19 protein-coding genes are annotated in these 23,336 nt (G+C 59.5%); 5 read left to right on the top strand and 14 right to left on the bottom strand.

The window, feature by feature from the left end; translation table 11 throughout:
* Nucleotides 1-59 precede the first annotated feature (59 nt).
* Genes ACJ8M3_RS03420 through ACJ8M3_RS03400 form a run of 5 tightly spaced genes read right to left on the bottom strand, consistent with a single transcriptional unit; the run spans nucleotide 60 to nucleotide 5,049 of the window.
* Nucleotides 60-731, bottom strand: a complete 672-nt coding sequence (locus tag ACJ8M3_RS03420) for an ABC transporter ATP-binding protein (protein WP_089197167.1) — start codon at nucleotides 729-731, stop codon at nucleotides 60-62.
* Nucleotides 728-1,570, bottom strand: coding sequence for an ABC transporter ATP-binding protein (locus ACJ8M3_RS03415; protein WP_033643451.1), 843 nt, complete (start codon nucleotides 1,568-1,570; stop codon nucleotides 728-730). Before ACJ8M3_RS03415 ends, ACJ8M3_RS03420 begins: the two co-directional genes overlap by 4 nt.
* Complete coding sequence (locus tag ACJ8M3_RS03410; protein WP_046687287.1) at nucleotides 1,560-2,429, bottom strand: ABC transporter permease; 870 nt, start codon at nucleotides 2,427-2,429, stop codon at nucleotides 1,560-1,562. Before ACJ8M3_RS03410 ends, ACJ8M3_RS03415 begins: the two co-directional genes overlap by 11 nt.
* Complete coding sequence (locus ACJ8M3_RS03405; RefSeq protein ID WP_089197168.1) at nucleotides 2,426-3,481, bottom strand: ABC transporter permease; 1,056 nt, start codon at nucleotides 3,479-3,481, stop codon at nucleotides 2,426-2,428. The genes ACJ8M3_RS03410 and ACJ8M3_RS03405 overlap by 4 nt, the downstream gene beginning before the upstream one ends.
* Nucleotides 3,481-5,049 carry an ABC transporter substrate-binding protein gene (locus tag ACJ8M3_RS03400; protein WP_089197169.1) on the bottom strand — a complete coding sequence of 523 codons (1,569 nt, stop codon included), beginning with the start codon at nucleotides 5,047-5,049 and terminating at the stop codon, nucleotides 3,481-3,483. Before ACJ8M3_RS03400 ends, ACJ8M3_RS03405 begins: the two co-directional genes overlap by 1 nt.
* A 279-nt stretch (nucleotides 5,050-5,328) precedes the next feature.
* Between ACJ8M3_RS03400 and ACJ8M3_RS03395 the strand changes: the two genes are divergently transcribed.
* Complete coding sequence (locus ACJ8M3_RS03395) at nucleotides 5,329-5,883, top strand: hypothetical protein (RefSeq protein ID WP_232094077.1); 555 nt, start codon at nucleotides 5,329-5,331, stop codon at nucleotides 5,881-5,883.
* 81 nt (nucleotides 5,884-5,964) lie between these two features.
* Nucleotides 5,965-6,156, top strand: a complete 192-nt coding sequence (locus tag ACJ8M3_RS03390) for a hypothetical protein (RefSeq protein ID WP_089197170.1) — start codon at nucleotides 5,965-5,967, stop codon at nucleotides 6,154-6,156.
* A 50-nt stretch (nucleotides 6,157-6,206) separates the two neighbouring features.
* Here ACJ8M3_RS03390 and cbl read toward each other — a convergent pair whose 3' ends face one another.
* From cbl to chaB, 3 genes are all read right to left on the bottom strand, one after another.
* Nucleotides 6,207-7,160: an HTH-type transcriptional regulator Cbl gene (gene cbl, locus ACJ8M3_RS03385; RefSeq protein ID WP_089197171.1), complete on the bottom strand. Its 954-nt coding sequence runs from the start codon at nucleotides 7,158-7,160 to the stop codon at nucleotides 6,207-6,209.
* 299 nt (nucleotides 7,161-7,459) lie between these two features.
* On the bottom strand, nucleotides 7,460-8,155 hold the full coding sequence (locus tag ACJ8M3_RS03380; RefSeq protein WP_033643457.1) for a gamma-glutamylcyclotransferase: 696 nt from the start codon (nucleotides 8,153-8,155) through the stop codon (nucleotides 7,460-7,462).
* 250 nt (nucleotides 8,156-8,405) lie between these two features.
* The gene (chaB, locus tag ACJ8M3_RS03375; protein WP_033643458.1) at nucleotides 8,406-8,633 is read right to left on the bottom strand and encodes a putative cation transport regulator ChaB; all 228 of its coding nucleotides are present in this window, start codon (nucleotides 8,631-8,633) and stop codon (nucleotides 8,406-8,408) included.
* A gap of 130 nt (nucleotides 8,634-8,763) precedes the next feature.
* Between chaB and ACJ8M3_RS03370 the strand changes: the two genes are divergently transcribed.
* Together ACJ8M3_RS03370 and chaA are read left to right on the top strand one after the other, a co-directional pair.
* Nucleotides 8,764-9,582, top strand: coding sequence for a siderophore-interacting protein (locus tag ACJ8M3_RS03370; RefSeq protein ID WP_033643460.1), 819 nt, complete (start codon nucleotides 8,764-8,766; stop codon nucleotides 9,580-9,582).
* A gap of 292 nt (nucleotides 9,583-9,874) precedes the next feature.
* Nucleotides 9,875-10,978 (top strand): sodium-potassium/proton antiporter ChaA, encoded by a 1,104-nt coding sequence (gene chaA, locus ACJ8M3_RS03365; protein ID WP_046687290.1) that lies wholly within the window; start codon nucleotides 9,875-9,877, stop codon nucleotides 10,976-10,978.
* Between the two features lie 36 nt (nucleotides 10,979-11,014).
* Here chaA and lpxO read toward each other — a convergent pair whose 3' ends face one another.
* The 6 genes from lpxO to putP all read right to left on the bottom strand — a co-directional run bounded on the left by lpxO (nucleotide 11,015) and on the right by putP (nucleotide 18,713).
* Complete coding sequence (gene lpxO / locus ACJ8M3_RS03360) at nucleotides 11,015-11,917, bottom strand: lipid A hydroxylase LpxO (protein WP_025303230.1); 903 nt, start codon at nucleotides 11,915-11,917, stop codon at nucleotides 11,015-11,017.
* Between the two features lie 247 nt (nucleotides 11,918-12,164).
* Nucleotides 12,165-12,953 (bottom strand): phosphate starvation-inducible protein PhoH, encoded by a 789-nt coding sequence (gene phoH / locus ACJ8M3_RS03355; RefSeq protein ID WP_015378226.1) that lies wholly within the window; start codon nucleotides 12,951-12,953, stop codon nucleotides 12,165-12,167.
* 717 nt (nucleotides 12,954-13,670) lie between these two features.
* Nucleotides 13,671-14,969, bottom strand: coding sequence for an iron uptake transporter deferrochelatase/peroxidase subunit (gene efeB / locus ACJ8M3_RS03350; RefSeq protein ID WP_042784800.1), 1,299 nt, complete (start codon nucleotides 14,967-14,969; stop codon nucleotides 13,671-13,673).
* 11 nt (nucleotides 14,970-14,980) lie between these two features.
* Entirely contained in the window at nucleotides 14,981-16,117 is a 1,137-nt protein-coding gene (gene efeO, locus ACJ8M3_RS03345; protein ID WP_033643491.1) for an iron uptake system protein EfeO, read from the bottom strand.
* 20 nt (nucleotides 16,118-16,137) lie between these two features.
* Nucleotides 16,138-16,983, bottom strand: coding sequence for an iron uptake transporter permease EfeU (gene efeU / locus ACJ8M3_RS03340; RefSeq protein WP_033643493.1), 846 nt, complete (start codon nucleotides 16,981-16,983; stop codon nucleotides 16,138-16,140).
* Nucleotides 16,984-17,228: 245 nt separating this feature from the next.
* Nucleotides 17,229-18,713 carry a sodium/proline symporter PutP gene (gene putP / locus ACJ8M3_RS03335; RefSeq protein ID WP_033643494.1) on the bottom strand — a complete coding sequence of 495 codons (1,485 nt, stop codon included), beginning with the start codon at nucleotides 18,711-18,713 and terminating at the stop codon, nucleotides 17,229-17,231.
* 571 nt (nucleotides 18,714-19,284) lie between these two features.
* Between putP and putA the strand changes: the two genes are divergently transcribed.
* Entirely contained in the window at nucleotides 19,285-23,256 is a 3,972-nt protein-coding gene (putA, locus tag ACJ8M3_RS03330; RefSeq protein WP_046896608.1) for a trifunctional transcriptional regulator/proline dehydrogenase/L-glutamate gamma-semialdehyde dehydrogenase, read from the top strand.
* Nucleotides 23,257-23,336 lie beyond the last annotated feature (80 nt).

Genomic DNA, 23,336 nt, shown 5'->3' with positions numbered 1-23,336 from the left:
GATAAATTGCTTTATTTATTACCAAGATGGATATGCCCGCCGCATTGACGGGCATTGGCTCAGGCAAGGAGACGGCCGTGCGCCATCGCCACCGCGCGATCGCACATATGGTCGATCACATCCGCATCGTGACTGACCAGCACCAGAGTCAGATCGCCCGCCTGTTTCAGCTCGTTGAGCAAGTTGAGGATCTCCGCCTGCACCGACATGTCCAATGCCGAGGTCGGCTCATCCAGCAGCAGCAGCTTCGGCCGCAACAGCAAGGCGCGCACGATCGCCACGCGCTGCCGTTGGCCGCCCGACAGCTGATGCGGATAGCGATCCAGCAGGCGCGGATCCAATCCTACCTGGCGAAAGCCCGCGCTGATTTTGCGTTCGATGTCGCTTTCTTGCAGCAGTTTGAGCGGTTCCGACAACGTGCGCAACAGCCGGTGCTTGGGGTGTAGCGAAGCATAAGGATCCTGAAACACCATCTGCACTTCACGCCGCAGTTCGCCGGTGAACGCCTGCCCCGGCTGCAACCGCCGCCCGAGCAGTTCAAAACCGCCGCGCCAGCTGTCGTTCAGCCCGACCAACACCCACAGCAGCGAGGACTTGCCGCAGCCGGAAGGCCCCACCAGGCCGAAGCACTCGCCCGGTTCGATACGCAGGTTAACGTCGTGCACCACGGTGCGCTGTTCATAGCCCTGGCGATGGCTGACGCTGAGGTTCTCCAGTGCAATCACGCTCATTTCAATGCCTCCAGCAGCGCGCGATCCAGCACCGGCAGCGGCTTGCCGCGCGTCTCGCGGCTCGGCCGACACGCCCACAGCGTGCGAGTATAAGGGTGCGTGGCCTGCGCCAGCTCTGCTGCCGGCAGCTGATCCAACAGCTCGCCTTTGTACATCACCAGTACCCGCTCGCAGTGGTGCGCCACCTGCTGCAGATCGTGGCTGATCAGGATCAGCCCCATATTACGTTGCGCCACCAGATTTTCTATCAGCTGCAGCACCTGATCGCGCATCTGGTGATCCAGCGCCGATGTGGGTTCGTCGGCAATCAGCAGCTGCGGATCGTTGATCAGGGCGATGGCCAGCATCACCCGCTGCCCCATCCCGCCGGAGAGCTGATGCGGATAGCGGCGACACAGCGCCACCGGATCGGGCAAGCCCACCGCCGCCAGCATCTCCAGCACTTTTTCACGCCGCTCGGCGCGGCTCAGCTTGGCATGCAACACCAGCGGCTCCTCCACCTGACGGCCAATCGGCTGATTGGGATTCAACGCATGCTTGGGATCTTGCATCACCATCGCCACCCGGTCGCCGCGCAGTCGGCTCCACTGGCGCTCGCTCAGGCGCGTCAAGTCTTCGTCGCCCAGCGTCAGGCGCTGCGCCCGCAGCTGCAACGGCGGCGGCAATAGCCCCATCAGCGCACGCGCGGTCAACGATTTGCCGGAGCCGGACTCACCGACCAGCGCCAGCCGCTCCCGCCCCATGCTGAACGAAATATTCTTCACCAGCGCCGCCGGCTGCGGCCCCGGCACGCCGATCGCCAAACGTTCAACGGTCAATAAGGTGTTATCAGTGCCCATGACGAGGATCCATTTTATCGCGCAGGCCATCGCCCAGCAGGTTAAAGGCCAGGCTGGCGAACAGGATCGCCCCGCCCGGTGCGGCGGCGACCCACCATTGATCGAAAATCACTTTACTGCCTTCGGCCACCATCGAGCCCCATTCAGCGGTCGGCGGCGCGACGCCCATGCCGAGGAACCCCAGACCGGCGGCGGACAGGATGATGCCGCCCAGGCTCAGCGCCGCGCGCACCACCGCGCTGGGCAGGCATAAAGGTAAAATGTGGCCGACCATCAGCCGCAGCCCGTTGATGCCCTGCATGCGCGCCGCCGCCAGATAATCGCTGCGGCGCAGCGCCAGCGTTTCGGCCCGCGCCTGGCGGGCAAAGGCCGGCCAGCTGGTCAGTGCCAGCGCCAGCGCGCCGTTCATCAGCCCCGGCCCCATCACCGCCACGAACGCCAGCGCGATCACCAGGCTCGGCAACGACAGGAAAATATCGGTCAGACGCATCAAGATGCGTTCTGCCCAGCCGCCGAGATAACCGGCGCAGATGCCCACCAGCAGACCGATAGGAATGGTCAGCACCAGAATCAGCGACACCAGAATCAGCGTCGGCCGCGCGCCGTAAATCACGCGGGAGAGCAAGTCGCGGCCGAAACCGTCGGTGCCCAACCAATGCGTGGCGGAAGGCGGCAGCAGCCGCAGCTCGATATGCTGCAAATTGGGATCGAAAGGCGCCAGCCACGGGGCCAGCAGTGCGGTGACGATCAGGATCGCCACCAGCGCTGCGCCGAGCGTCAGCGTGGTCAGCCGCTGACCGGTGCGATAGCCGACGGCCGGCTCGCTTTGCGGTTCGTGTTCAGAGAGATATTGGCTCATCGGGTTCGCGGATCCACTAGATAGGTCAAGGCATCGGCCAGGGTATTCAACAGCACGAAACAGGTGCCGATCAGCAGCGTGGCGCCGAGGATCGCCGGGGTGTCGGCGGCAAACAGCGCCGAGGTCAGATAGCGCCCGACGCCGGGCCAGGCGAACACCGTTTCGGTCAATACCGCGCCCTCCAGCAGGCTGGCATAGGAGAGAGACAGTACAGTGATCAACGTCCCCAGCACGTTGGGAAACACGTGGCGCAGCAGAATGCGCAGGCGGCCGGCGCCTTTGGAACGCGCCAGCGTCACGTATTCCTTATTGCACTCTTCCAGCATCGCCGCGCGCAGCAGCCGGGTGATGCCCGCCATCGACAGCAGCGCCAGCGCCACGACCGGCAGCCACAGGTGGCTGATGGCGTTGTAGAACATCTCGCGATCGCCGGACAGCCAGCTGTCAATCAACACGAAACCCGTACGCGGCTCCATGCTGTACAAGTAAATGTCATCCAGGCGCCCCGGTCCCGCCGACCAGTGCAGCGTGGCGTAGAACAGCAGCAGCCCCAGCAGGCTCAACCAGAAAATCGGCACCGAATAACCCACCAGCGACAGCAACCGCGCCGCATTATCCAGCCAGCTTCCCGGTTTGAGCACCGCCAGAAACGCCAGCGTAATGCCGCCTAACGCGCCGAGAATAATGGCGCAGGTGGCCAGTTCCACCGTTGCCGGGAAGGTACGCAACAGATCGGTCAGCACCGGCTGGGCGGTAATGCGCGAAATGCCCAGATCGCCGTGCGCCAGGTGCACCAGATAGCGCCAAAATTGTACCGGCAGCGGCTGATCCAGCCCCAGGTCATGACGCACCTGCGCATAGGTGGCTTCGCTGGCGTGATCGCCCGCCACCTGCAGCGCCGGATCGATCGGCGCCAGGTGCGACAGCATAAAGGTGAACAGCAGCAGGCCGAGCAGCGTTAACGCCAGCGACAACACGCCGCCGAACAGCCGCCCGCCCCAGCGCCAATACCGCCGGGCTAGCCCGGCGGAGGCGGAGAGTTCAGCGGCCATTACTTGCTGACCTTGCTGTAGAACACCATGTCAGGGTTGATGCCCTGCACATAGCCCTTGAGGTTGTCACGCACCGCGATCAGGCTGCGCGCCTGCAGGCCGATAACGAACGGCGAGCTTTGCTGCACCTGTTTTTGCAGTTGCTGATAGTCGGCCACCCGTTTGGCGGTGTCGTTTTCCGCGGTGGCGGCCAGCGTCAACTTGCTCAGCGCCGGGATCTGCCAGTTGGCTCGCCAGGCCAGCGTCTTGCTGCCGTCCTCCGGGTTGTAGGCAAAGGCGGCCGCGTTGGTGTTGGGGTCGAAGTAATCCGGCCCCCAGGAGGTCAGCGTCGCATCGTAGTTAAGCGCTTTCACCTTGGTGGAGACCTGCGAGCTGATGCCCGGCACCAGTTCGACCTTCACGCCGCCCTGAGCAAAACTGGCCTGCAGCGCCTGAGCGATATCCAGGTACGGCGGCTGGTTGTTGACGTCCAGACGGAAACTGACGTTGCTCAGCCCCGCTTTGGCCAGTATTTCTTTGGCTTTCTGCGGATTGAAGCTGTACGGCCTATCCTTGAGCGCGCCCAGATAACCGTCCGGCAGGAATGCCTGATGGCTCTGGAACTGCCCTTTCAGCAGATCGTCGGCGATGCCTTGGTAATCGAACAGCCAGCGCGCCGCCTCCCAAAACGCCGGGTTGCCGAGCGCCGGCGACGCCTTGGCGTTGAACTGCAGGAAATAAAGCGAGGCGTAAGGAATGGCCAACGGTTTGACGCCCGGCTTGCCCTTCAGGGCCGCCATCTGGTCCGCCCCCAGGTTGCGGGCGATATCTGCATCGCCCTGCTCAATCAGCAAACGGCGCGCGGCCGGATCGGGCACGTTTTTGATCAGGATGGTTTTCAACGTCGGCGCCCCTTCCGGCGAGCCGGGGTTCGCGTCCAACACCACCACTTCGTGCGGCACATAGGTGCGGATTTTGTAAGGGCCGCTGCCGGCGGAGTGGCTGTTCAACCATTGGTGCCCCAGATCGTCGCCCTGCTGGTGCGCCAGCGCCTCTTTGGCGTCGACGATCGAGGATACCGGCGCCGACAGCAGGCTGAGCACGAAGGCCGGGCTGACGTTTTCATCCCAGCTGATTTTTACCGTATGGTCATCCACCTTGGTCAGGTGTTGATCCACGTTCTTCGCGTTCCAGCCCAGCTGCGTCAGGATAAACGACGGTTCGAGATTGAGTTTCACCACCCGTGAAAGCGAAAAGATCACGTCCTCCGGCCGCAGCGGGTTGCCGCTGGCAAATTTGGCGTCCGGGCGCAGGCTGAAGGTCAGGCTGCGGTTATCGGCGCCGGCCTGCCAACGGCTGGCCAGGGTCGGTTTGAGATCGACGGGATTGTGCGGATCGGACTGGATCAGACGTTGATACAGGCTGTTGAACGACTGCACCGTGGTTAACTCAAATCCCTGAGCCGGGTCAAAGCTGACCACGTCATCGATAGACTGCGCGATCACCAACGTGTTGGCCGGCGTCGCCGCCTGTACGTCAACGCTGGCCGCCACGGCCAAAAACAGCAAAGAAGGAACGAGCGCTTTCATCTGAAACTCTCCAAGCGGATGGAATTTATAATAATTTCGCGAGTGTATGCGAGCGCGATCGGCAGCTGAAGGTACTTAAATCACTATAGATATTCTTTTTATGTATATAGATGGGGTTTTGATTATTAGAGCGAGGATTGCGCGGCCGATCGCACTCTCGCGGCACCTCGCAGCAATTGCCCATTATCTTTGCGGCGCGATTCGCAGCGATGAAAGTCGAGGTTTGAGTCTGTTTCATCGGGAGATTAACGTGAGCTCGGTCACCCAAAGGACGGGCAAATGGAAAACCATCCATCAGAAAATGGCTTCTCACTCCGGCATGAGAGAGCGATAGAGCAAACATTGGCAGATATGAACAGCGTGCTGCTTGAGTCGGATCTCTTTATGACTCGTCTGACGGTACAAGACCGGCGCTGGCAAAAAGGCAGAAAAAACGGCCATACGTTAAATTGGCGCTCTCTCTTTAAATATCATGCCCAAATGCCCATAAGTTTCGCTTTTGTCTACCGGCGAATAACCAGCCCGCTGAGCCGTGCAGGCTTTTGTCTGTGCCGTTATCTCCAGGCCGAGAACGTTATCGAACTTGTCGCGCTGGAGAATTTCTCCTTGCGCGAAACGCAACATCCACTGAAAGGCAATATGCTGCGCAACTGCTTGCAGGCTCTGTATCTGTATGGCCTGAACCTGCAAGAGCAGGGGCTGACGCCGGCGTCTCCGCCGGACATGCTGATCAGCCACGCCATTAATCACCGCGTGTTGGCGCTGTATACCCGTCAGGCCGCCTTTGAAGTGATACCTGGTACCATGACATGTAAACCAGCTTCAACGCACTGAAAAAGTACATACAATCGCTGGAAAAATACGGTGCCAAATGCGATAAGGTGCGTACAAATAACGCGCAAAAAGGAAGCAAAAATGAAAAATAAGGATCTGACCAACCCGACGCTCTCCATTCAAGAGCAAAAACGCATCGCCATAGAGATTTTACGTCAGTACCATCGCTGGGAGATGGCCAACCCTCGCCCCCCCGAAGAACTCCCGGAATGGGAAGCCATCGGCCCGTTCAGAAAAAGTAAACGTCATCTGATCGAACGTACCGACGACTGATCCCGCATTAGCCCGCAAGCAGTCCGGTCCGGCAGGGCAATGACGCGTTGTTAAATCTGGTAATCAATCACCGCGTCCAGCTGCGACGAGAAGACCTTGTCTTTTATTTCGGTCAGCGACAGCGTCGGGTTGCACAGTTGGATAAAGCGCCAGGCATAGTTGCGCTGCAGCTGGCTGCGTTTCAGGCCCAGCCATACCGTATTAGGCTCAAACAAATGCTCGGCGTTGAGACTGACCAACCCGCGATCGCGCTCTTTTTCATACGACATGTCCGCCAGCACGCCCACGCCTAACCCCAGCTCGACGTAGGTTTTAATCACGTCGGAGTCCTGCGCGCTGAGCGCGATGTCCGGGGTCAGGCCCGCCGCTTTGAACGCCGCATCCAGCTTCGCGCGCCCGGTAATGCCCTGGCGGTAAGTGATCAGCGGCAAGGTGCTGAGCATCTCCAGCGTCACCTGCGGCTGACGCGTCAACTCATGCCCTTCCTGCACCAGGATGGTGTGATGCCAGCGGTAGTAAGGGAACGCCGCCAGCGATTCGTCACTCATCAGCCGTTCGCTGGCGATGCCGATATCGGCTTCTCCGGCGGCCAACATCGAGACGATCTCCTCAGGGCTGCCCTGATTGAGCACCACCCGCACCCGCGGATAAAGCGCGCGAAACTCTTTGATCACCCCCGGCAGACTGTAACGCGCCTGAGTGTGCGTCGTTGCGATATGCAGCTGCCCCGAGTCGTTGCTGCTGAAAACGTCCGCCAGGCGACGGATGTTGTTGGCGTCGTTGAGAATGCGCTCCGCCACCACCAACAGCTCTTTGCCGGGTTCGGTCATGCCCAGCAGCCGTTTGCCGCGGCGAATGAATATTTCAATGCCCAGCTCTTCTTCCAGCTCGCGAATATGCCGACTGACGCCGGACTGCGAGGTAAATAACGTATTGGCGACCTCAGTCAGGTTGTAGTTGCAGCGCGCCGATTCACGAATAATTTTTAATTGTTGAAAGTTCATCCCCGTCTCCCTGTTTCTTCCAGTAGCGTTAGCCATATTGATACGGAGTCCGACGAGTCTGAACAAATAAGAAATAACCTTTACTTATGCAATTTAATACTAAGTCGATCATTCTGCTTCGCAGGTGGGGTGGGAAACTGACAAAAAACAGCTAATGACTTTAAAAATAACGGGATAGATAACCACAATAAAAGCATGCCTTAAATCACTGTGGAAATTAAGTTATTAAATATAGGCATTAGATATAAAAAAGGGCTCAGCATGCTGAGCCCCTCACCGTTCGTATTCCCGCAGCAGCCTCAGGCGGTGGCCTCGCTGCCGATGCCGCCGGTGCGGTTCTGCTGCAGCCACTGCTGTACACAGCGCACCAGATCGCCGATGCAATCATCCTGCATGCCGTGGTGCTTCAACTCGTTATCCAGCGCAAACAGATATTGCGCGTTGGTGCCCAGCGGGCCGCTGGCGCTGGCGATCAATGGCGCGATCACCTGGTAGCTGGTGTCTTCTTCAAACAGCGGATGTTGCGGGTTCATCACGAACACCAACGCAGTAACCTTCTCGCCGCCATCCAACTGCAGCTCGCACCAGGTGGGCACGTAGCAATCGGTCACCATTTCGCGCTTCCAAAGCAGCTCCAACTCTTCACGCAACTTGCTTTCCGGCAAACGAAACGCCAGGCCCGTGGTGTGGCCGCCGGCTTTTAACGCCAGCATGCGCCCCGGCTGATGCAGCGTGCCGCGCCCGGCGGTCAAGCGCATGCAGAACGCCCGGTGCCAGCCCTGCAGCGTGGCCGGCCGCACTTCTTCCGATTCGAAAACTGGATTCCACATCAGCGAACCGTAACCGAATATCCATACGGGGCTGTGATCCGGCCGGCGCGATAAGGTGCAATCCAACGAGGCTGCACGCTGTTCAGGCGTCAGCAACAACGACTCCTCAATAGCGCCGAATGCAGTTTTGCAATCCGCTTTTTGCAGAAAATCTCGCGTTAACACTGATATTACCTCCCGGGAATACGATTTCTCGCCTTCCCTCGCCACTGCTGAACCTTTGATGTTTTATTTTCGGCTGCGGATTTTTATTAATTCAATCACCGCGCCTTATAAGAATGACCTTATTCTTTTCCTGACGTGCAATCAAGTTACAAAGCGGCGTTAAAGTGAAAAAGTATTTGTACTGAGCAGCAATAATATTAATTGCCGGGTTCCACATAATGTCTGCGCGATTTTACTGCGTGATAATTCATTACTTTTTATGCCAGCGTTCGTCGTCGCCCTTGCGATAGCTTTGCTTGACCGCCGCCCAGGCCACCTTATGCGCCGTCTCTTCCCGGCTGTCGTCACCGCGCCGCTCATCGGGATCCCGGTATTGTTGCCAGGCGCTGTTGAACGCTTCTTTATAGATCGCCTGCGCATGTTCCGGCAGCACATGCTTAACGTTGTCCGGCAAGTCGTTCGTGCTGTGGTAGGGCATATGGCCTCCCCTTTCAGGATGAGTGAACCTTAAGCCTAGCCCACATGCGGTTTCGTCTCAATTAGCAAACAATTCTCATTATCAAACGACATGTTATACTCACCGCCAAACGAACTATAAGGAGAATCCCGTGACTACCGAAGCCCCTCGCTCACGCGCCCCCTACCTGATCGCCGTCAGCCGCGTACAGGACATGACGCCGCACCTGCGCCGCATTACCTTTACCGCTCCCGATCTGCGTTACTACCCGGCCAATGCCGCCGCTGCACACATCAAAGTCTTTTTGCCGCTCGCCGGCCAGACGCAGCCGGACCTGCCGACGCTGACCGAAAACGGCCCGCGTTGGGCTGCGGACGCCGTGCGCCCGATCGTGCGCACCTATTCCATCCGCGCCGTGCGTCCGGAACTGGCGGAAGTGGACATCGAGTTCGCCATTCATGATCATCAGGGCCCGGCGGTGGACTTTGCACGCCAGGCGAAAGCCGGTGATAAAATCGGCATCAGCAACCCGGGCGGCCCCAAGCCGATGCTGCCGGCCGCCGACTTCTACTGCCTGGCGGGCGATCCTTCCTCACTGCCTGCGCTGGCCGCACTGCTGGAAAACCTGCCGCCACACAGTGCCGGACGCGCTTTCGTCCGCGTCGACAGCAACGCTGACGTCATTGACCTGAAGAAACCCGCCGACGTTGAGGTCAATTGGGTCGTCGGCGGCACGGAGAAGACCGACGAGTTGGTCGCTCGGTTCCGCGCGCAGTCCCTGCCGCAGGGCGAAAGCCACTTCTGGCTCGCCGGTGAAGATCGCCTGGTGGTAGAGCTGCGCCGCTACCTGCGTCGCGAACGTCAATGCGATCGTAATCGTCTTTATGCCGTGCCTTACTGGCGTGAGGGGCTAAATGAAGAGGGTTACCACAATAAACGGCATGAAATCATGGACAACATTGACGACTGACGGTCTCATTTTCCTTGATTAACCACGAGCTAAACAAGTAAACACGACTTTTCTCAAATCTAACGCTAAAAATTGGCGTTATTGCGTAAAAGTAAGTAAATAAAACCGCACCCCGTGCGGTTTTTTTGTTACCCTGATCACATAAGCAAGCAATTGCTTTCTCAGATAAAACAACATCACACCGGCGCCGCGGGTGTATCCTAATATAAAATACCTACTGGAAACGCAACGTTGCCGTATCACGGCGACCGGCGCTGACGGGCTACGCTGTTTGAGAAGGAGTGCCACCCTCATGAAGTCGCAACACGATCCTGGCCGATCCACCAAATCTCGCCACACCGAATACTCGCTGATCTTCCCTATCGCCGCGCTGGTGGTGTTAAATCTATGGGGCAGCACCGATAACTTTCTGCTGATCGTCGGCATCAATATTCTCGCGCTGGTGGGGATCCTCAGCAGCGCCTTCAGCGTGGTGCGCCACGCCGACGTGCTGGCTCACCGATTGGGCGAACCCTACGGCTCGCTGATCCTCAGTTTGTCCGTCGTGATCCTCGAAGTCAGCCTGATTTCCGCGCTGATGGCCACCGGCGACGCCGCGCCGGCGCTGATGCGCGACACGCTGTACTCCATCATCATGATCGTTTCCGCCGGCCTGGTCGGCTTTGCGCTGCTGCTCGGCGGGCGCAAGTTCGCCACCCAGTACGTCAACCTGGGCGGCATCAAACAGTATCTGATGGCGATTTTCCCGCTGGCGGTGATCGTGCTGGTGTTCCCGAGCGCGCTGCCAGGCGGCAACTTCAGCACCGGGCAAGCGCTGCTGGTGGCGTTGATCTCCGCCGCCATGTATGGCGTGTTCCTGGTGATCCAGACCAAAACCCACCAGAGCCTGTTCGTGTACGAGCATGAAGACGACGATGGCGACCCGCACCACGGCAAACCCTCTTCCCACAGCAGCGCCTGGCACGCCGCCTGGCTCATCGTGCACCTGATCGCGGTTATCGCCGTCACCAAGTTCAACGCCAATCCGCTGGAAGGCCTGCTAACCAAGATGAATGCACCGGCGCAGTTCACCGGTTTCCTGGTGGCGCTGTTGATCCTGTCGCCGGAAGGCCTGGGCGCGCTGCGCGCCGTGTTGAACAATCAGGTGCAACGCGCCATGAACCTGTTCTTCGGTTCGGTGCTGGCGACCATCTCCCTGACGGTGCCGGCGGTGACCATCATCGCTACTCTGACCGGGCAGACGCTGATCTTCGGCCTGCAAACGCCGCATATCGTGGTGATGTTGACGGTGTTGCTGCTGTGCCAGCTGTCGTTCTCAACCGGCCGCACCAACGTGCTGAACGGCACCGCCCACCTGGCGCTGTTCGCCGCCTACATGATGACTATCTTCGCCTGATCAAAAAGGGGCGCACTCTGTGCGCCCCTGCCTTCGTTATACCGAGAAGAATATCGCCGCGGCGATCCCCCCGAACAAAATCCACTTGATGATGTAATAACCGGTGCGGTTCCAGGCCTTCAGGCGTTTCCCCACCCGGCGTATCGCATAGATGTATTTGAACATCTTGTTGACGCCGCCGGTGCGATCGCCCTCTTCATTCGGCGCGGTGGCGGCGCTCATCAGGTTGCGCCCCAGCCAGTGATTCACCGCCTGCGCCCAGCGGTAGCGCATCGGCCGTTCGATGTCGCAGAACAGGATCAGACGATTCTGCCCGCTCTGGTTTTCCGCGTAGTGCAGATAGGTTTCATCGAACATCACCCCTTCACCGTCGCGCCAGCTGTAGCGCTCACCGTCCACCTCAATGAAGCAGCGGTCATCGTTGGGGGTAATCAACCCCAGGTGATAACGCAGCGAACCGGCGTAAGGATCGCGGTGGCGCGGCAAACGGCTGCCGTCCGGCAGTTCGGCGAACATCGCCGCCTTGACCGAAGGCAGGCTGCGCAGCAGTTCCGTGGTCTGCGGGCACAGGGTCATGGCGGAAGGATGGCTGTCTTCATACCATTTCAGGTAAAAGCGCTTCCAACCGGTCTTGAAGAACGAGTTGAAACCGGCATCGTTGAATTGATCGGACGCTTTGATCTGCTGGATCTCCATCAGCTTCTGTCCTTCGTCGCGGATGGTTTCCCAGTTCTCCCGCAGTACCGCCAGCTCAGGGAACTGCTCCGGCTTCAGGTACGGCGTAGTCGGCACACGAGAAAACAGATACATGAAGACGTTCAGCGGTGCGGTAAAGGTGGAATGGTCAGACAGCTGCCGCCAAACGTTGTAGCGCACCCGTCCGCGGTAATGCACATAGACGACGCATAAAATAAGCAAAATCAGAATGATGTATTTCATGTTTGAATCGCAGCAAGGAACCCACACTCAATGCGCCGCGCGGCGCACACCCCAGAAAATGTCCTTTTGGCGGCGCAGGCAAACTGCGCGCCAATCTGGAACCCATTAATCATTAACGCTAACTCAACGAAAATCTATACAGAAAACCACAATAATTTACACAAAGGTTAAACGAGAGCGGAAACGAGAGCGGAAATGGGGGGTGATAAAAAAGGCCGCCGAAGCGGCCTTTCCATTAGCGGATAGGTTAACTGTAAGCGTTGAGCGTGCGCTGGCACAAAGCGGAGCGTACGCAGTCCTGTTTTTCAAAGCGGATAACGCCGATCATCTCGTCCTCTTCGAAGCGCTCCAGGGCATCGCTGAGACCGGATTTCACGCCGCGCGGCAAGTCGCACTGGGTCACGTCGCCGTTAACGATAACCGTCACGTTTTCCCCCAGGCGGGTCAGGAACATTTTCATCTGGCTGGCGGTCACGTTCTGGGCTTCATCCAGGATAACGACCGCATTTTCGAAGGTGCGTCCGCGCATATAAGCGAACGGCGCAATCTCCACCTTGCCGATTTCCGGGCGCAGGCAGTACTGCATAAAGGAAGATCCTAAACGACGTACCAGAATGTCATACACCGGGCGGAAATAAGGGGCGAACTTCTCGGAGATATCCCCCGGCAAGAAACCGAGGTCTTCATCCGCCTGCAAAACAGGACGGGTAACGATAATCCGATCCACCTCTTTATGGATCAGCGCCTCCGCCGCCTTGGCGGCGCTGATAAATGTTTTGCCACAGCCGGCTTCGCCGGTGGCGAAGATCAGCTGCTTATTCTCTATGGCTGATAAGTAATGACCCTGAGCTTCGGTTCTAGCCTCGATGGGTGAGCTATCGCGCTTGTCTCGCGCCATGCCGATAGACTCGACTCCCCCCATTTGCACCAGCGAGGTCACAGACTCTTCTTCCAGCTGGCGATGACTACGAGCGTCACGACGAATAACGCGTTTCGCTTCACGACGTGCTTTGATCACTGCTTTCTGTCTACCCATAGTGGCACCTTACAGTTTGTTTCACCTACCGCAACGGCCAGGCCGTGCGATTATGTTTCACACACGTATTAGGTTTTGGCCTCCTCCGAGCCAATAAGAGCCAAGGGACAATGTGAATTGACGGCAACGCTTAAGCGCCGTTGCTTCACGGGACAACGCGGACTGCATCAATAAACGTGGAGTAAAAAGTGGTGAGATTCGGTAGCGATAAGAGTGCGGAGTTGCCGGTAAAAGAGAGTCGGAGAGAGAACCCTCGTTACAACGAGAAATCAGGGGAGATGTGTTATTTTTTCTTTCCAGCCCAACCAAGGACTTTACCATTAGCGATCCCCGCAGTGATATTTACAGCTTCAAGCTGTGCACCGTGTGAAAACTACCGCCAGATGATTACAGTATAATGACATTCAATCCTGTCGCGTTACTAAAATGTAAAAAAATTTTATATGTTTTGTTTTTAGTTATCGCTAAAACACTATATCACGCGCGACACGTCATTCCATAAAAATTTTTAACATATAAATTTCAACGAATTACAATTAAAAACCGCGAATGACACTTTGGTTTCCTGATTAAATTTTGCACAGCCCAAAAACGCGGGCGGTGTGTGCTTTTTAATCCATAGGCCAGGTGTCGAATTGACTTTCGACGCTCAATCTTCCGTACGGCAGGCAACACAAAGTAAAACGAGGCAGGCGAGCCCGCCTCGTCATTGCGCGCTCAGGCCTTGAGCAAACCGCTGGCCAAATAATCGCCGCGTTCTTTCACGCCCGGCAGCACGAAGAAATACCCGCCGCCAATCGGCTTGATGTATTCCTCCAGCGCTTCGCCGTTCAGCCTTTTTTGCACCGTCAGGAAACCTTTCTCCAGATCGGCCTGATAGCAGACGAACAGCAGCCCCATTTCCAGCTGGCCGGCATTGGATACCCCCAGTGAATAGCTGTAGCCGCGTCGCAGCATCAGATTGCTTTGGCTTTCCGGCGTGCGTGGGTTAGCCAAGCGAATGTGCGCGTCCATCGGGATCACCTTGCCGTCGGGATCGTTCGCGTAATTCGGCTCGTCATGTTCATGCTTCATGCCCAGCGGCGCGCCGCTGTGCTTCTCGCGGCCGAAAATGGTTTCCTGCTCCTGCAGCGGCGTGCGATCCCAAAACTCGACGCGGAAACGAATAATACGCGCCGCCTGATAGCTGCCGCCCGCCGTCCACGCCGGTTCACCGACGCTGTCGCCGACCCACACCACTTTATCCATCAGCGGCTTGTCGTCGGTTTTCGGGTTAGCGGTGCCGTCTTTGAACCCCAACAGGTTGATCGGCGTCTCTTTGCCTTTGCTGCGCGCCGCGTGCGCGGAGATGAACCCTTCCCGCTTCCAGCGCACGCTGAGCAGATCCGGCGAATGCTTAATGATGTCGCGCAGCGCGTGGAGAGCGGTTTCGTTGGTGTTGGCGCAGATCTGCAGCAGCAGGTCGCCGTGGCAAAGCGCGGCGTCCAACGCATCGTTGGGGAAGCGCGTCATCTTCTGCAACCGCAGCGGTTTGTGCGCCTGCAGACCAAAACGTTCATCAAACAGCGATGCGCCGACCGAGACGGTGATGGTCAGGTTGTCCGGGTAAATCTCCGGCCCCATGATGCCGGAATCGAGCGGCGGCAGCTTGGCGTCCACCTCCGGCGCCTTGCCGCCGTGGGTCAGGAAGGCGATGCGATCGGTCAGCAGCCGGAACAGGCGCTCCAGATCCGCTTTGCTGGTCGCCAGCACATCGAACGCCACCAGCATCATCGCCGCCTGTTGCGGCGTCAGCACGCCGGCCTGATGGCGGCCATAAAACGGCTGTTTCTGCCAGCGCTCATCCTGCGGCGTCGCCAACGGCTCCGCCGCGTTACCAGCCGCCTGCGCCAGGCGGCTGCCGCCCAACGCCAGCGCGCCCAGCCCCAGCCCTTGCAGCAAACGGCGCCGCGAAGGCGACGCCGCTCCCTGAGAGTGCGGATGCGGCCCGTTATTCGGGCCTGCCTTGTTGCTCATAACCGTATGCCTCAGTCCAGACCCAATACGCCGCGCAGTTGGGAAAGATCTTCCGCCAACGTGGTGATCGGCCCTTTCAACGCATTGCGATCGGCATCGGTCAGCTTCTCATAGGACTCATAGCCGTCTTTGGTTTGGTACTTCGCCAAGATGGTGTCCACGGTTTTGAAGTTGGCGTCGATCTTGTCCAGCAGCGGCTTATTGGCCTTGACCAGCAAAGGACGCAGCAGGTTGACTATCTTCTGCGCGCCGTCGACGTTGGCCTGGAAATCCCACAAATCGGTGCGGCTGTAGCGGTCTTCTTCACCGCTGATTTTGCTGGCCGCCACCTCTTCGATCAGCCCGGCGGCGCCGCCCACCACTTTGCTCGGCGGGAAGGTCAGTTCACTCACGCGCTTTTGCAGTTCTACGGTGTCGTGATACAGACGATCGGCATATTTACCCATGTCTTTGGTTGAGTTGTCGGCAAACAGCGCCTTCTCCAGACGGTGGAAACCGGTGAAGTTCGGATCCGCCGATTTCTTCTCGTAGTCGTCTTCGCGGGCGTCGATGCTGCCGTCCAGATCGGAGAACAGCTCGGCGATCGGCTCGATGCGCTCATAGTGCTGGCGGGTCGGCGCATACAGCTTGCGCGCTTGTTCCACGTTGCCGGCCTTCACCGCGTCGGTAAACAGCTTGGTCTGTTTCACCAACCCATCGACTTCTTTGGTGACGTAAACCTTGTATTCGGCAATCGGGCCGACCAGGTCCAGCGCGTTCGGCTTGCCGTCGGTGGCGCCGTTGGCCGCTGCGGTGACAGTCAGTTTGCCTTTCGGGTTGCTGAGCAGCCCGCAGGTCATGTCATATTCGCCCGCCTCCAGCGTGGCGGTCATTTTCTGGGTAAAGCCCGGCGCGATGTTCTCACGCTCTTCCACCACCATCACCCCTTTCAGGATTTCCCATTCGACGTTTTTCTGGCTGGTGTTGTGCACCACAAACTGCGTCTTGCCGGCCGGCACCGTCAGCTGCATCGGTTCGCACTGCTTGTCGTTGACCGTGACCTTGACCTGCGGCACGTCCGCCGCCAAGGCGTCGATGCTCAGCGCAAACGCCGGGATAGCCAGTAATGCTGCGTGCAACGCCTTGCGGCGAAATAACGGAGTAGACATACGAGATTCCCTATTAAACATTAATGATTGATTTTACGTTGCGCCGGGGCCGCTGCCGGCTCCGCGCGCTGCGGCAGAAAGAAGAAAATCAGCGCCGGGATCAAATACAGGAAGTAGACCGCCACTTCGCTGACCGTCGGCGCTTCCTGATAACCGAGGATGCCTTCCAGCAGGGTGCCGAACAGCGAATGGGTCGACAGGGTGCTGCTGAAATCGAAGGCGATGTCCTGAAAGTGGTTCCACAGACCGGCTTCGTGGAAGGCGCGGATCGCCCCGGCGGCCAGCCCGGCGGCGACGAACAGAATGAACAGGCTGGTCCATTTGAAGAATTTGGCCAGATGCAGCTTCACCCCGCCCCAGTAAATCATCATGCCCAGCACAATGGCGGCGACCAGGCCGAGCACCGCACCGATCGGCGCTGCGGCGCCCACGTCTTGCTGAAACGCCGCCAGCAGGAAGAATACCGACTCCAACCCTTCGCGAGCGACGGCGAAGAACACCATCGCCACCAGCGCCCACCCCTGCCCTTTACCGGCGCTGAGCGCCTGATCGATCGCCCCTTCCAGATGTACCTTGACCGACCTGGAGACTTTGCGCATCCAGAACACCATATAGGTGAGGATCAGCACCGCCACCACCGCCACGATGCCTTCGAACAGCTCCTGCTGTTTCTGCGGGAACTCGCCGGTGGTCTCATTGATGAAGATGCCGAGCGCCAGACACAGCGCCGCCGCGACAATCACGCCGATCCACACCGCGCCCAGCCATTGGCTGCGCTGCGTGCGCTTCAGGTAGCTGGCGATCAGGCTGACGATCAGCGCGGCCTCCAGCCCCTCACGGAACATGATAAGAAAGGGAACGAACATAACTAATCACCCCTGAAAAGACCGCGGCGGCAGAGAAAACCGGCTCGCAATGAGCCGCGGCGAGTATGTAAAGAAACGTAAAATACAACGAGAGTGATTATCATTCTGCCAAAAAGAAATACAAGAGGCGCAAGCGTGATTTTTTCTAATCAAATGTCGCCAGGTGTTACAGCTGAATGACAGTGGCGAACAGGCAAAAAGAAGGGGCGCTCTGAGCGCCCCTTGCTGACTGACAGTGAACGGCGTTATACCGTTTTGTACTCGGCTTCCGCCTGATCGAAACGTTCGGTCATGGTGGAAGACGGCTGGCGGCCCATCAGGCTCACCACCACAATGGCCAGACAGCCCAGGATGAAGCCCGGGATGATTTCGTACAGGCCCAGCCATTCGTACTGTTTCCAGACGATCACCGTCACCGCGCCGACCAACATGCCGGCCAGCGCGCCGTTGCGGGTCATGCGCGACCACATCACCGAGATCAGCACTACCGGGCCGAAGGCGGCGCCGAAACCGGCCCAGGCGTAGCTCACCAGGCCCAGCACGCGGTTCTCCGGGTTGGCCGCCAGCGCGATGGCGACCAACGCCACCACCAGCACCATGACGCGGCCGACCCACACCAGTTCACGCTGGCTGGCGCCTTTGCGCAGGAACGCTTTGTACAGGTCTTCGGTGATTGCGCTGGAACAGACCAGCAGTTGGCAGCTCAGGGTACTCATAACCGCCGCCAAAATCGCCGACAGCAGCACGCCCGCCACCCATGGGTTGAACAGCAGCATCGCCAGTTCGATGAACACGCGCTCGCCGTTTTGCGACACGTTGCCGGCCTGATCCGGGTTATTGGCAAAGTAAGCGATACCGAAGAAACCGACGGCGATGGTGCCGGCCAGGCACAGGATCATCCAGGTCATGCTGATGCGGCGCGCGCTGCGGATGGTGCGGTGAGAATCCGCCGCCATGAAACGCGCCAGGATGTGCGGCTGGCCGAAGTAGCCCAGGCCCCAACCCAGCAGCGACAGGATGGCGACGAAGTTCAGCCCCTTCAGCATGTCGAGGTTGGCCGGGTTCTGCGCCTGGATCACCAGCATCGAGGTATCGATGCCGCCGACGGCGAAGATCACGATCACCGGGGTCAGGATCAGCGCGAAAATCATCAGGCTGGCCTGCACGGTGTCGGTCCAGCTCACCGCCAGGAAACCGCCGATGAAGGTATACAGGATGGTCGCCGCGGCGCCGGCCCACAGGGCGGTTTCGTAGCTCATGCCGAAGGTACTTTCGAACAGACGCGCGCCGGCCACGATGCCGGAGGCGCAGTAAATGGTGAAGAACACCAGGATGACGATGGCCGAGATCACCCGCAGCAGCTTGCTGTTGTCTTCAAAACGGCTGGTGAAATAATCCGGCAGCGTCAGGGCATTGTTGTTGGCTTCGGTATGCACGCGCAGCCTTCCTGCCACCAGCTTCCAGTTCAGGTAAGCGCCGATGGTCAGGCCGATGGCGATCCAGCTTTCGGAGATGCCGGAGAGGAAGATGGCGCCTGGCAGGCCCATCAGCAGCCAGCCGCTCATGTCGGAAGCGCCGGCGGACAGCGCGGTCACCACGCTGCCCAGACTGCGGCCGCCGAGAATATAGTCATCAAAGTTATTGGTTGCCCGGTAGGCAAGCAGGCCGATCAGCACCATCCCGAAAATGTATACCAGGAAGGTCACCAGCATAGGTGTGCTCATTGTCATTTAATTCTCCACTTTCATTATTATTCGCGTTTCGCTCCGGCCAAGCCGGCGCCGGTAAACCCACGCGCAATGCATTTCACTGGCCGCCGCGCCGGAACGTGGCGCAGCCTGCGAGCAAGTGCAGGTAAAATAGTTTCTGCCCGTAATTGTTGACCGTCGGTTATCCTAGATGAGCCTTTCATCAACCAACAAGATATTTAACAACAAAGTTACACAAAGTTTACCCTGCGTCACATTTACCGGGCTCAAAGGTTGCACTCACGACAAGCAAAATGAGTTGCACCCTGCTATTACCCTTATATACCGCAAGGTAAAGCGCCTGCGGCATCATTAACCCCGCCGCGTTCGCTCAATAACGCAACATTCGTGCCAACTGCCCGTGTTAAAAAATCGATGAAACTCACACTTCGCTCATCCGCCTGATTTAACAAGGTTGCACAAAGTTGCAACATGCAGGATATTGTCTGCATTCTTGACACCACACATCTCACGAACCTATCCCAACAGGCTTTCCGGCCTGCTGTTTGTCTAGCCTGATGGGATAGGTTCTAAACACAGGAGTTGGACAGGCATGGGCACTACCACAATGGGCGTGAAACTCGACGAGGCAACACGCGACCGGATCAAGAGCGCCGCGCAGCGCATCGATCGCACGCCGCACTGGCTCATCAAGCAGGCCATCTTTAATTACCTCGAGCGTCTCGAGAGCGGTACCGATATTCCTGAAATTCCAGCGCTGGCCGCAGCGGGCCAGCCTGAAGCGGACGACATTATGCCGCAAGCGCAGGAAGAGTCACACCAGCCATTCCTCGATTTCGCCGAACAAATTCTGCCGCAGTCGGTGACCCGCGCCGCCATCACCGCCGCGTATCGCCGCCCGGAGACCGAAGCGGTGCCGATGTTGCTCGAACAGGCGCGATTACCCGCCGATCTTGCACAGGCTACTCATAAAATGGCCTATGGCATCGCCGAGAAGTTGCGTAACCAAAAAAGTGCAAACGGCCGCGCCGGCATGGTGCAAGGCCTGCTGCAAGAGTTCTCCCTCTCCTCGCAGGAAGGCGTAGCGCTGATGTGCCTGGCGGAAGCGCTGCTGCGCATTCCGGACAAACCGACCCGCGATGCCCTGATCCGCGACAAGATCAGCAACGGCAACTGGCACTCGCACCTGGGGCGCAGCCCGTCGCTGTTCGTCAACGCCGCCACCTGGGGCCTGCTGTTCACCGGCAAGCTGGTGTCGACCCATAACGAAGCCAATCTGTCCCGCTCGCTGAACCGCATTATCAGCAAGAGCGGCGAGCCGCTGATCCGCAAAGGCGTGGACATGGCGATGCGCCTGATGGGCGAACAGTTCGTGACCGGCGAAACCATCGCCGAGGCGCTGGCCAACGCGCGCAAGCTGGAAGAAAAAGGCTTCCGCTACTCCTACGACATGCTGGGGGAAGCCGCCCTGACCGAAGCCGACGCCCAGGCCTACCTGGTTTCCTATCAGCAGGCTATCCACGCCATCGGCAAAGCCTCCAACGGCCGCGGCATCTATGAAGGCCCCGGCATCTCCATCAAGCTGTCCGCCCTGCACCCGCGCTACAGCCGCGCGCAGTACGAACGCGTGATGGAAGAGCTTTACCCGCGCCTGCTGTCGCTGACCCTACAGGCACGCCAGTACGATATCGGCATCAATATCGACGCCGAAGAGGCCGACCGTCTGGAGATCTCGCTCGATCTGCTCGAGAAGCTGTGCTTCGAACCGCAGTTGGCCGGCTGGAACGGCATCGGCTTCGTGATTCAGGCCTACCAGAAACGCTGTCCGTTCGCCATCGACGCTGTGATCGACATGGCGCAACGCAGCCGCCGTCGCCTGATGATACGTCTGGTGAAAGGCGCCTACTGGGACAGCGAAATCAAACGCGCCCAGATGGACGGCCTGGAAGGCTACCCGGTATACACCCGCAAGGTGTACACCGACGTTTCCTATCTGGCCTGCGCCCGCAAGCTGCTGTCGGTGCCGAACCTGATCTATCCGCAGTTCGCGACCCACAACGCCCATACGCTGAGCGCCATTTATCACCTGGCCGGCAACAATTACTACCCTGGCCAGTATGAGTTCCAGTGCCTGCACGGCATGGGTGAACCGCTCTACGAACAGGTGGTGGGCAAAGTGGCCGACGGCAAACTGAACCGCCCTTGCCGCATCTACGCGCCGGTCGGCACCCATGAAACGCTGCTGGCTTACCTGGTGCGCCGCCTGCTGGAAAACGGCGCCAATACCTCGTTCGTCAACCGCATCGCCGACGCCACCCTGCCACTCGACGAGCTGGTGGCCGATCCGGTCAGCGCCGTGGAAGCGCTGGCGGCCAGCGAAGGTCAAATTGGCCTGCCGCATCCGCGCATCCCGCTGCCGCGCGAGCTGTACGGCGAGAAGCGCACCAACTCCAGCGGTCTGGATCTGTCCAACGAACAGCGTCTGGCTTCGCTGTCCAGCGCCCTGCTCACCAGCGCCAGCCATCCATGGCGCGCGGAACCGATCATCGACGCCGAGTTGGATCAGGGCGTCGAACAGCCGGTGATCAACCCGGCCGAACCGGGCGATGTGGTCGGCTACGTGCGTGAAGCCACCGAAGGCGAAGTCAGCCGCGCGCTCGACGCCGCCGCGGCCGCCGGCCCAATCTGGTTCGCAACACCGCCGACGGAGCGCGCCGCGATCCTCGAACGCGCCGCCGAGCTGATGGAAAGCCAGCTGCAAAGCCTGCTGGGCATTCTGGTGCGCGAAGCGGGTAAAACCTTCAACAACGCCATCGCCGAAGTGCGTGAAGCGGTCGATTTCCTGCACTACTACGCCGGCCAGGTACGCGACGATTTCGCCAACGACAGCCATCGCCCGCTGGGCCCGGTGGTCTGTATCAGCCCGTGGAACTTCCCGCTGGCGATCTTCACCGGCCAAATCGCCGCCGCGCTGGCGGCGGGCAACAGCGTGCTGGCCAAACCGGCCGAGCAAACGCCGCTGGTGGCCGCGCAGGCGGTGCGTATCCTGCTGGAAGCCGGCATTCCGCAAGGCGTGCTGCAGCTGCTGCCGGGCCAGGGTGAAACCGTCGGCTCAACGCTGGTTAACGACGCCCGCGTCCGCGGCGTGATGTTTACCGGCTCCACCGACGTCGCCGGCATTCTGCAGCGCAGCATCGCCGGTCGTCTGGATCCGCAAGGCCGTCCGACGCCGCTGATCGCCGAAACCGGTGGCCTGAACGCCATGATCGTCGACTCCTCCGCCCTGACCGAACAGGTGGTGACCGACGTGGTGGCCTCCGCCTTCGACAGCGCCGGGCAGCGTTGCTCCGCGCTGCGTATCCTGTGCATTCAGGAAGACGTGGCCGAGCACACGCTGCAAATGCTGCGCGGCGCGATGGCCGAATGCCGCATGGGCAACCCGGAACGCCTGTCCACCGACGTGGGCCCGGTGATCGACGCCGAAGCCAAAACCGGCATCGAACGCCACATCCAGGCAATGCGCGCCAAAGGCCGCAAGGTGTACCAGGCCGCCAAAGGCAGCGCGCAGGATGAGAAAGAGTGGGCGCGCGGCACCTTCATCAAACCGACGCTGATCGAGCTCGACAGCTTCGACGAGCTGCAGAAAGAGATCTTCGGCCCGGTGCTGCACGTGGTGCGCTTCCAGCGCAACAATCTGGACGCGCTGGTCGATCAGATCAACGCCGCCGGTTATGGCCTGACGCTGGGCATTCACACCCGTATCGATGAAACCATCGCCCGGGTGACCGAACGCGCCAAGGTCGGCAACCTGTACGTCAACCGCAACATGGTCGGCGCAGTGGTCGGCGTGCAGCCGTTCGGCGGCGAAGGCCTGTCGGGCACCGGCCCGAAAGCCGGCGGCCCGCTGTACCTGTACCGTCTGCTGGCCAACCGTCCGGACGACGCGCTGCAACGTACGCTGCACCGCCAGGACGAAGAGCGCCCGATGGAAGCCACCGCGCGGCCGCAGCTGCTGGGCGCGCTGCAATCGCTGGAGAAGTGGGCGGTCACCAGCCAACAAGGCGAACTGGCGGCATTGGCGCAACGTTATGCGGAACTGGGCCAGGGCGGCACCGTACGTCCGCTGCCGGGCCCGACCGGCGAGCGCAACACCTATGCCCTGCTGCCGCGTGAACGCGTGCTGTGCCTGGCGGATAACGAAACCGACGCGCTGATCCAGCTGGCCGCCGTGCTGGCGGTTGGCAGCTGCGCGCTGTGGCCGGAAGCGGAACTGCAACGCAATCTGTTCCGCCGCTTGCCGAACGATGTGCAGGCGCGCATCGCCTTCAGCAAAGACTGGCAGCAGGACAAGGTCGAGTTCGACGCCGCCATCTACCACGGCGATGCCGACCAGCTGCGCACCCTGTGCGAGCAGATCGCCCAGCGCGGCGGCGCCATCGTCTCGGTGCAGGGCTTCGCCCACGGTGAAACCAACATCCTGTTGGAACGCCTGCTGATCGAACGTTCCCTGAGCGTCAACACCGCCGCCGCCGGCGGTAACGCCAGCCTGATGACCATCGGTTAACGCATCCTCAAGGCTGCACGCGTTGCAGCCTGATGGGCTTACCGCTACGCAAACCCTGCGCTCGTGCAGGGTTTTTTATT

Source organism: Serratia sp. CY55921, from assembly GCF_052167655.1.
Classification (GTDB): Bacteria; Pseudomonadota; Gammaproteobacteria; order Enterobacterales; family Enterobacteriaceae; genus Serratia; species Serratia ureilytica.
The sequence above is the reverse complement of the archived record's forward strand: the minus strand, read 5'-3'. Positions and strand labels throughout refer to the sequence as shown.

What these genes read in the sequence shown, in the direction of transcription:
- phoH (WP_015378226.1), bottom strand. Translation starts at nt 12,953, where the DNA reads ATGGGTAGACAGAAAGCAGTGATCAAAGCACGTCGTGAAGCGAAACGC.
- ACJ8M3_RS03405 (WP_089197168.1), bottom strand. Translation starts at nt 3,481, where the DNA reads ATGGCCGCTGAACTCTCCGCCTCCGCCGGGCTAGCCCGGCGGTATTGG.
- chaA (WP_046687290.1), top strand. Translation starts at nt 9,875, where the DNA reads ATGAAGTCGCAACACGATCCTGGCCGATCCACCAAATCTCGCCACACC.
- putP (WP_033643494.1), bottom strand. Translation starts at nt 18,713, where the DNA reads ATGACAATGAGCACACCTATGCTGGTGACCTTCCTGGTATACATTTTC.
- ACJ8M3_RS03420 (WP_089197167.1), bottom strand. Translation starts at nt 731, where the DNA reads ATGAGCGTGATTGCACTGGAGAACCTCAGCGTCAGCCATCGCCAGGGC.
- ACJ8M3_RS03395 (WP_232094077.1), top strand. Translation starts at nt 5,329, where the DNA reads ATGGAAAACCATCCATCAGAAAATGGCTTCTCACTCCGGCATGAGAGA.
- ACJ8M3_RS03390 (WP_089197170.1), top strand. Translation starts at nt 5,965, where the DNA reads ATGAAAAATAAGGATCTGACCAACCCGACGCTCTCCATTCAAGAGCAA.
- lpxO (WP_025303230.1), bottom strand. Translation starts at nt 11,917, where the DNA reads ATGAAATACATCATTCTGATTTTGCTTATTTTATGCGTCGTCTATGTG.
- efeO (WP_033643491.1), bottom strand. Translation starts at nt 16,117, where the DNA reads ATGTCTACTCCGTTATTTCGCCGCAAGGCGTTGCACGCAGCATTACTG.
- ACJ8M3_RS03400 (WP_089197169.1), bottom strand. Translation starts at nt 5,049, where the DNA reads ATGAAAGCGCTCGTTCCTTCTTTGCTGTTTTTGGCCGTGGCGGCCAGC.
- efeB (WP_042784800.1), bottom strand. Translation starts at nt 14,969, where the DNA reads ATGAGCAACAAGGCAGGCCCGAATAACGGGCCGCATCCGCACTCTCAG.
- cbl (WP_089197171.1), bottom strand. Translation starts at nt 7,160, where the DNA reads ATGAACTTTCAACAATTAAAAATTATTCGTGAATCGGCGCGCTGCAAC.
- efeU (WP_033643493.1), bottom strand. Translation starts at nt 16,983, where the DNA reads ATGTTCGTTCCCTTTCTTATCATGTTCCGTGAGGGGCTGGAGGCCGCG.
- putA (WP_046896608.1), top strand. Translation starts at nt 19,285, where the DNA reads ATGGGCACTACCACAATGGGCGTGAAACTCGACGAGGCAACACGCGAC.
- chaB (WP_033643458.1), bottom strand. Translation starts at nt 8,633, where the DNA reads ATGCCCTACCACAGCACGAACGACTTGCCGGACAACGTTAAGCATGTG.
- ACJ8M3_RS03415 (WP_033643451.1), bottom strand. Translation starts at nt 1,570, where the DNA reads ATGGGCACTGATAACACCTTATTGACCGTTGAACGTTTGGCGATCGGC.
- ACJ8M3_RS03410 (WP_046687287.1), bottom strand. Translation starts at nt 2,429, where the DNA reads ATGAGCCAATATCTCTCTGAACACGAACCGCAAAGCGAGCCGGCCGTC.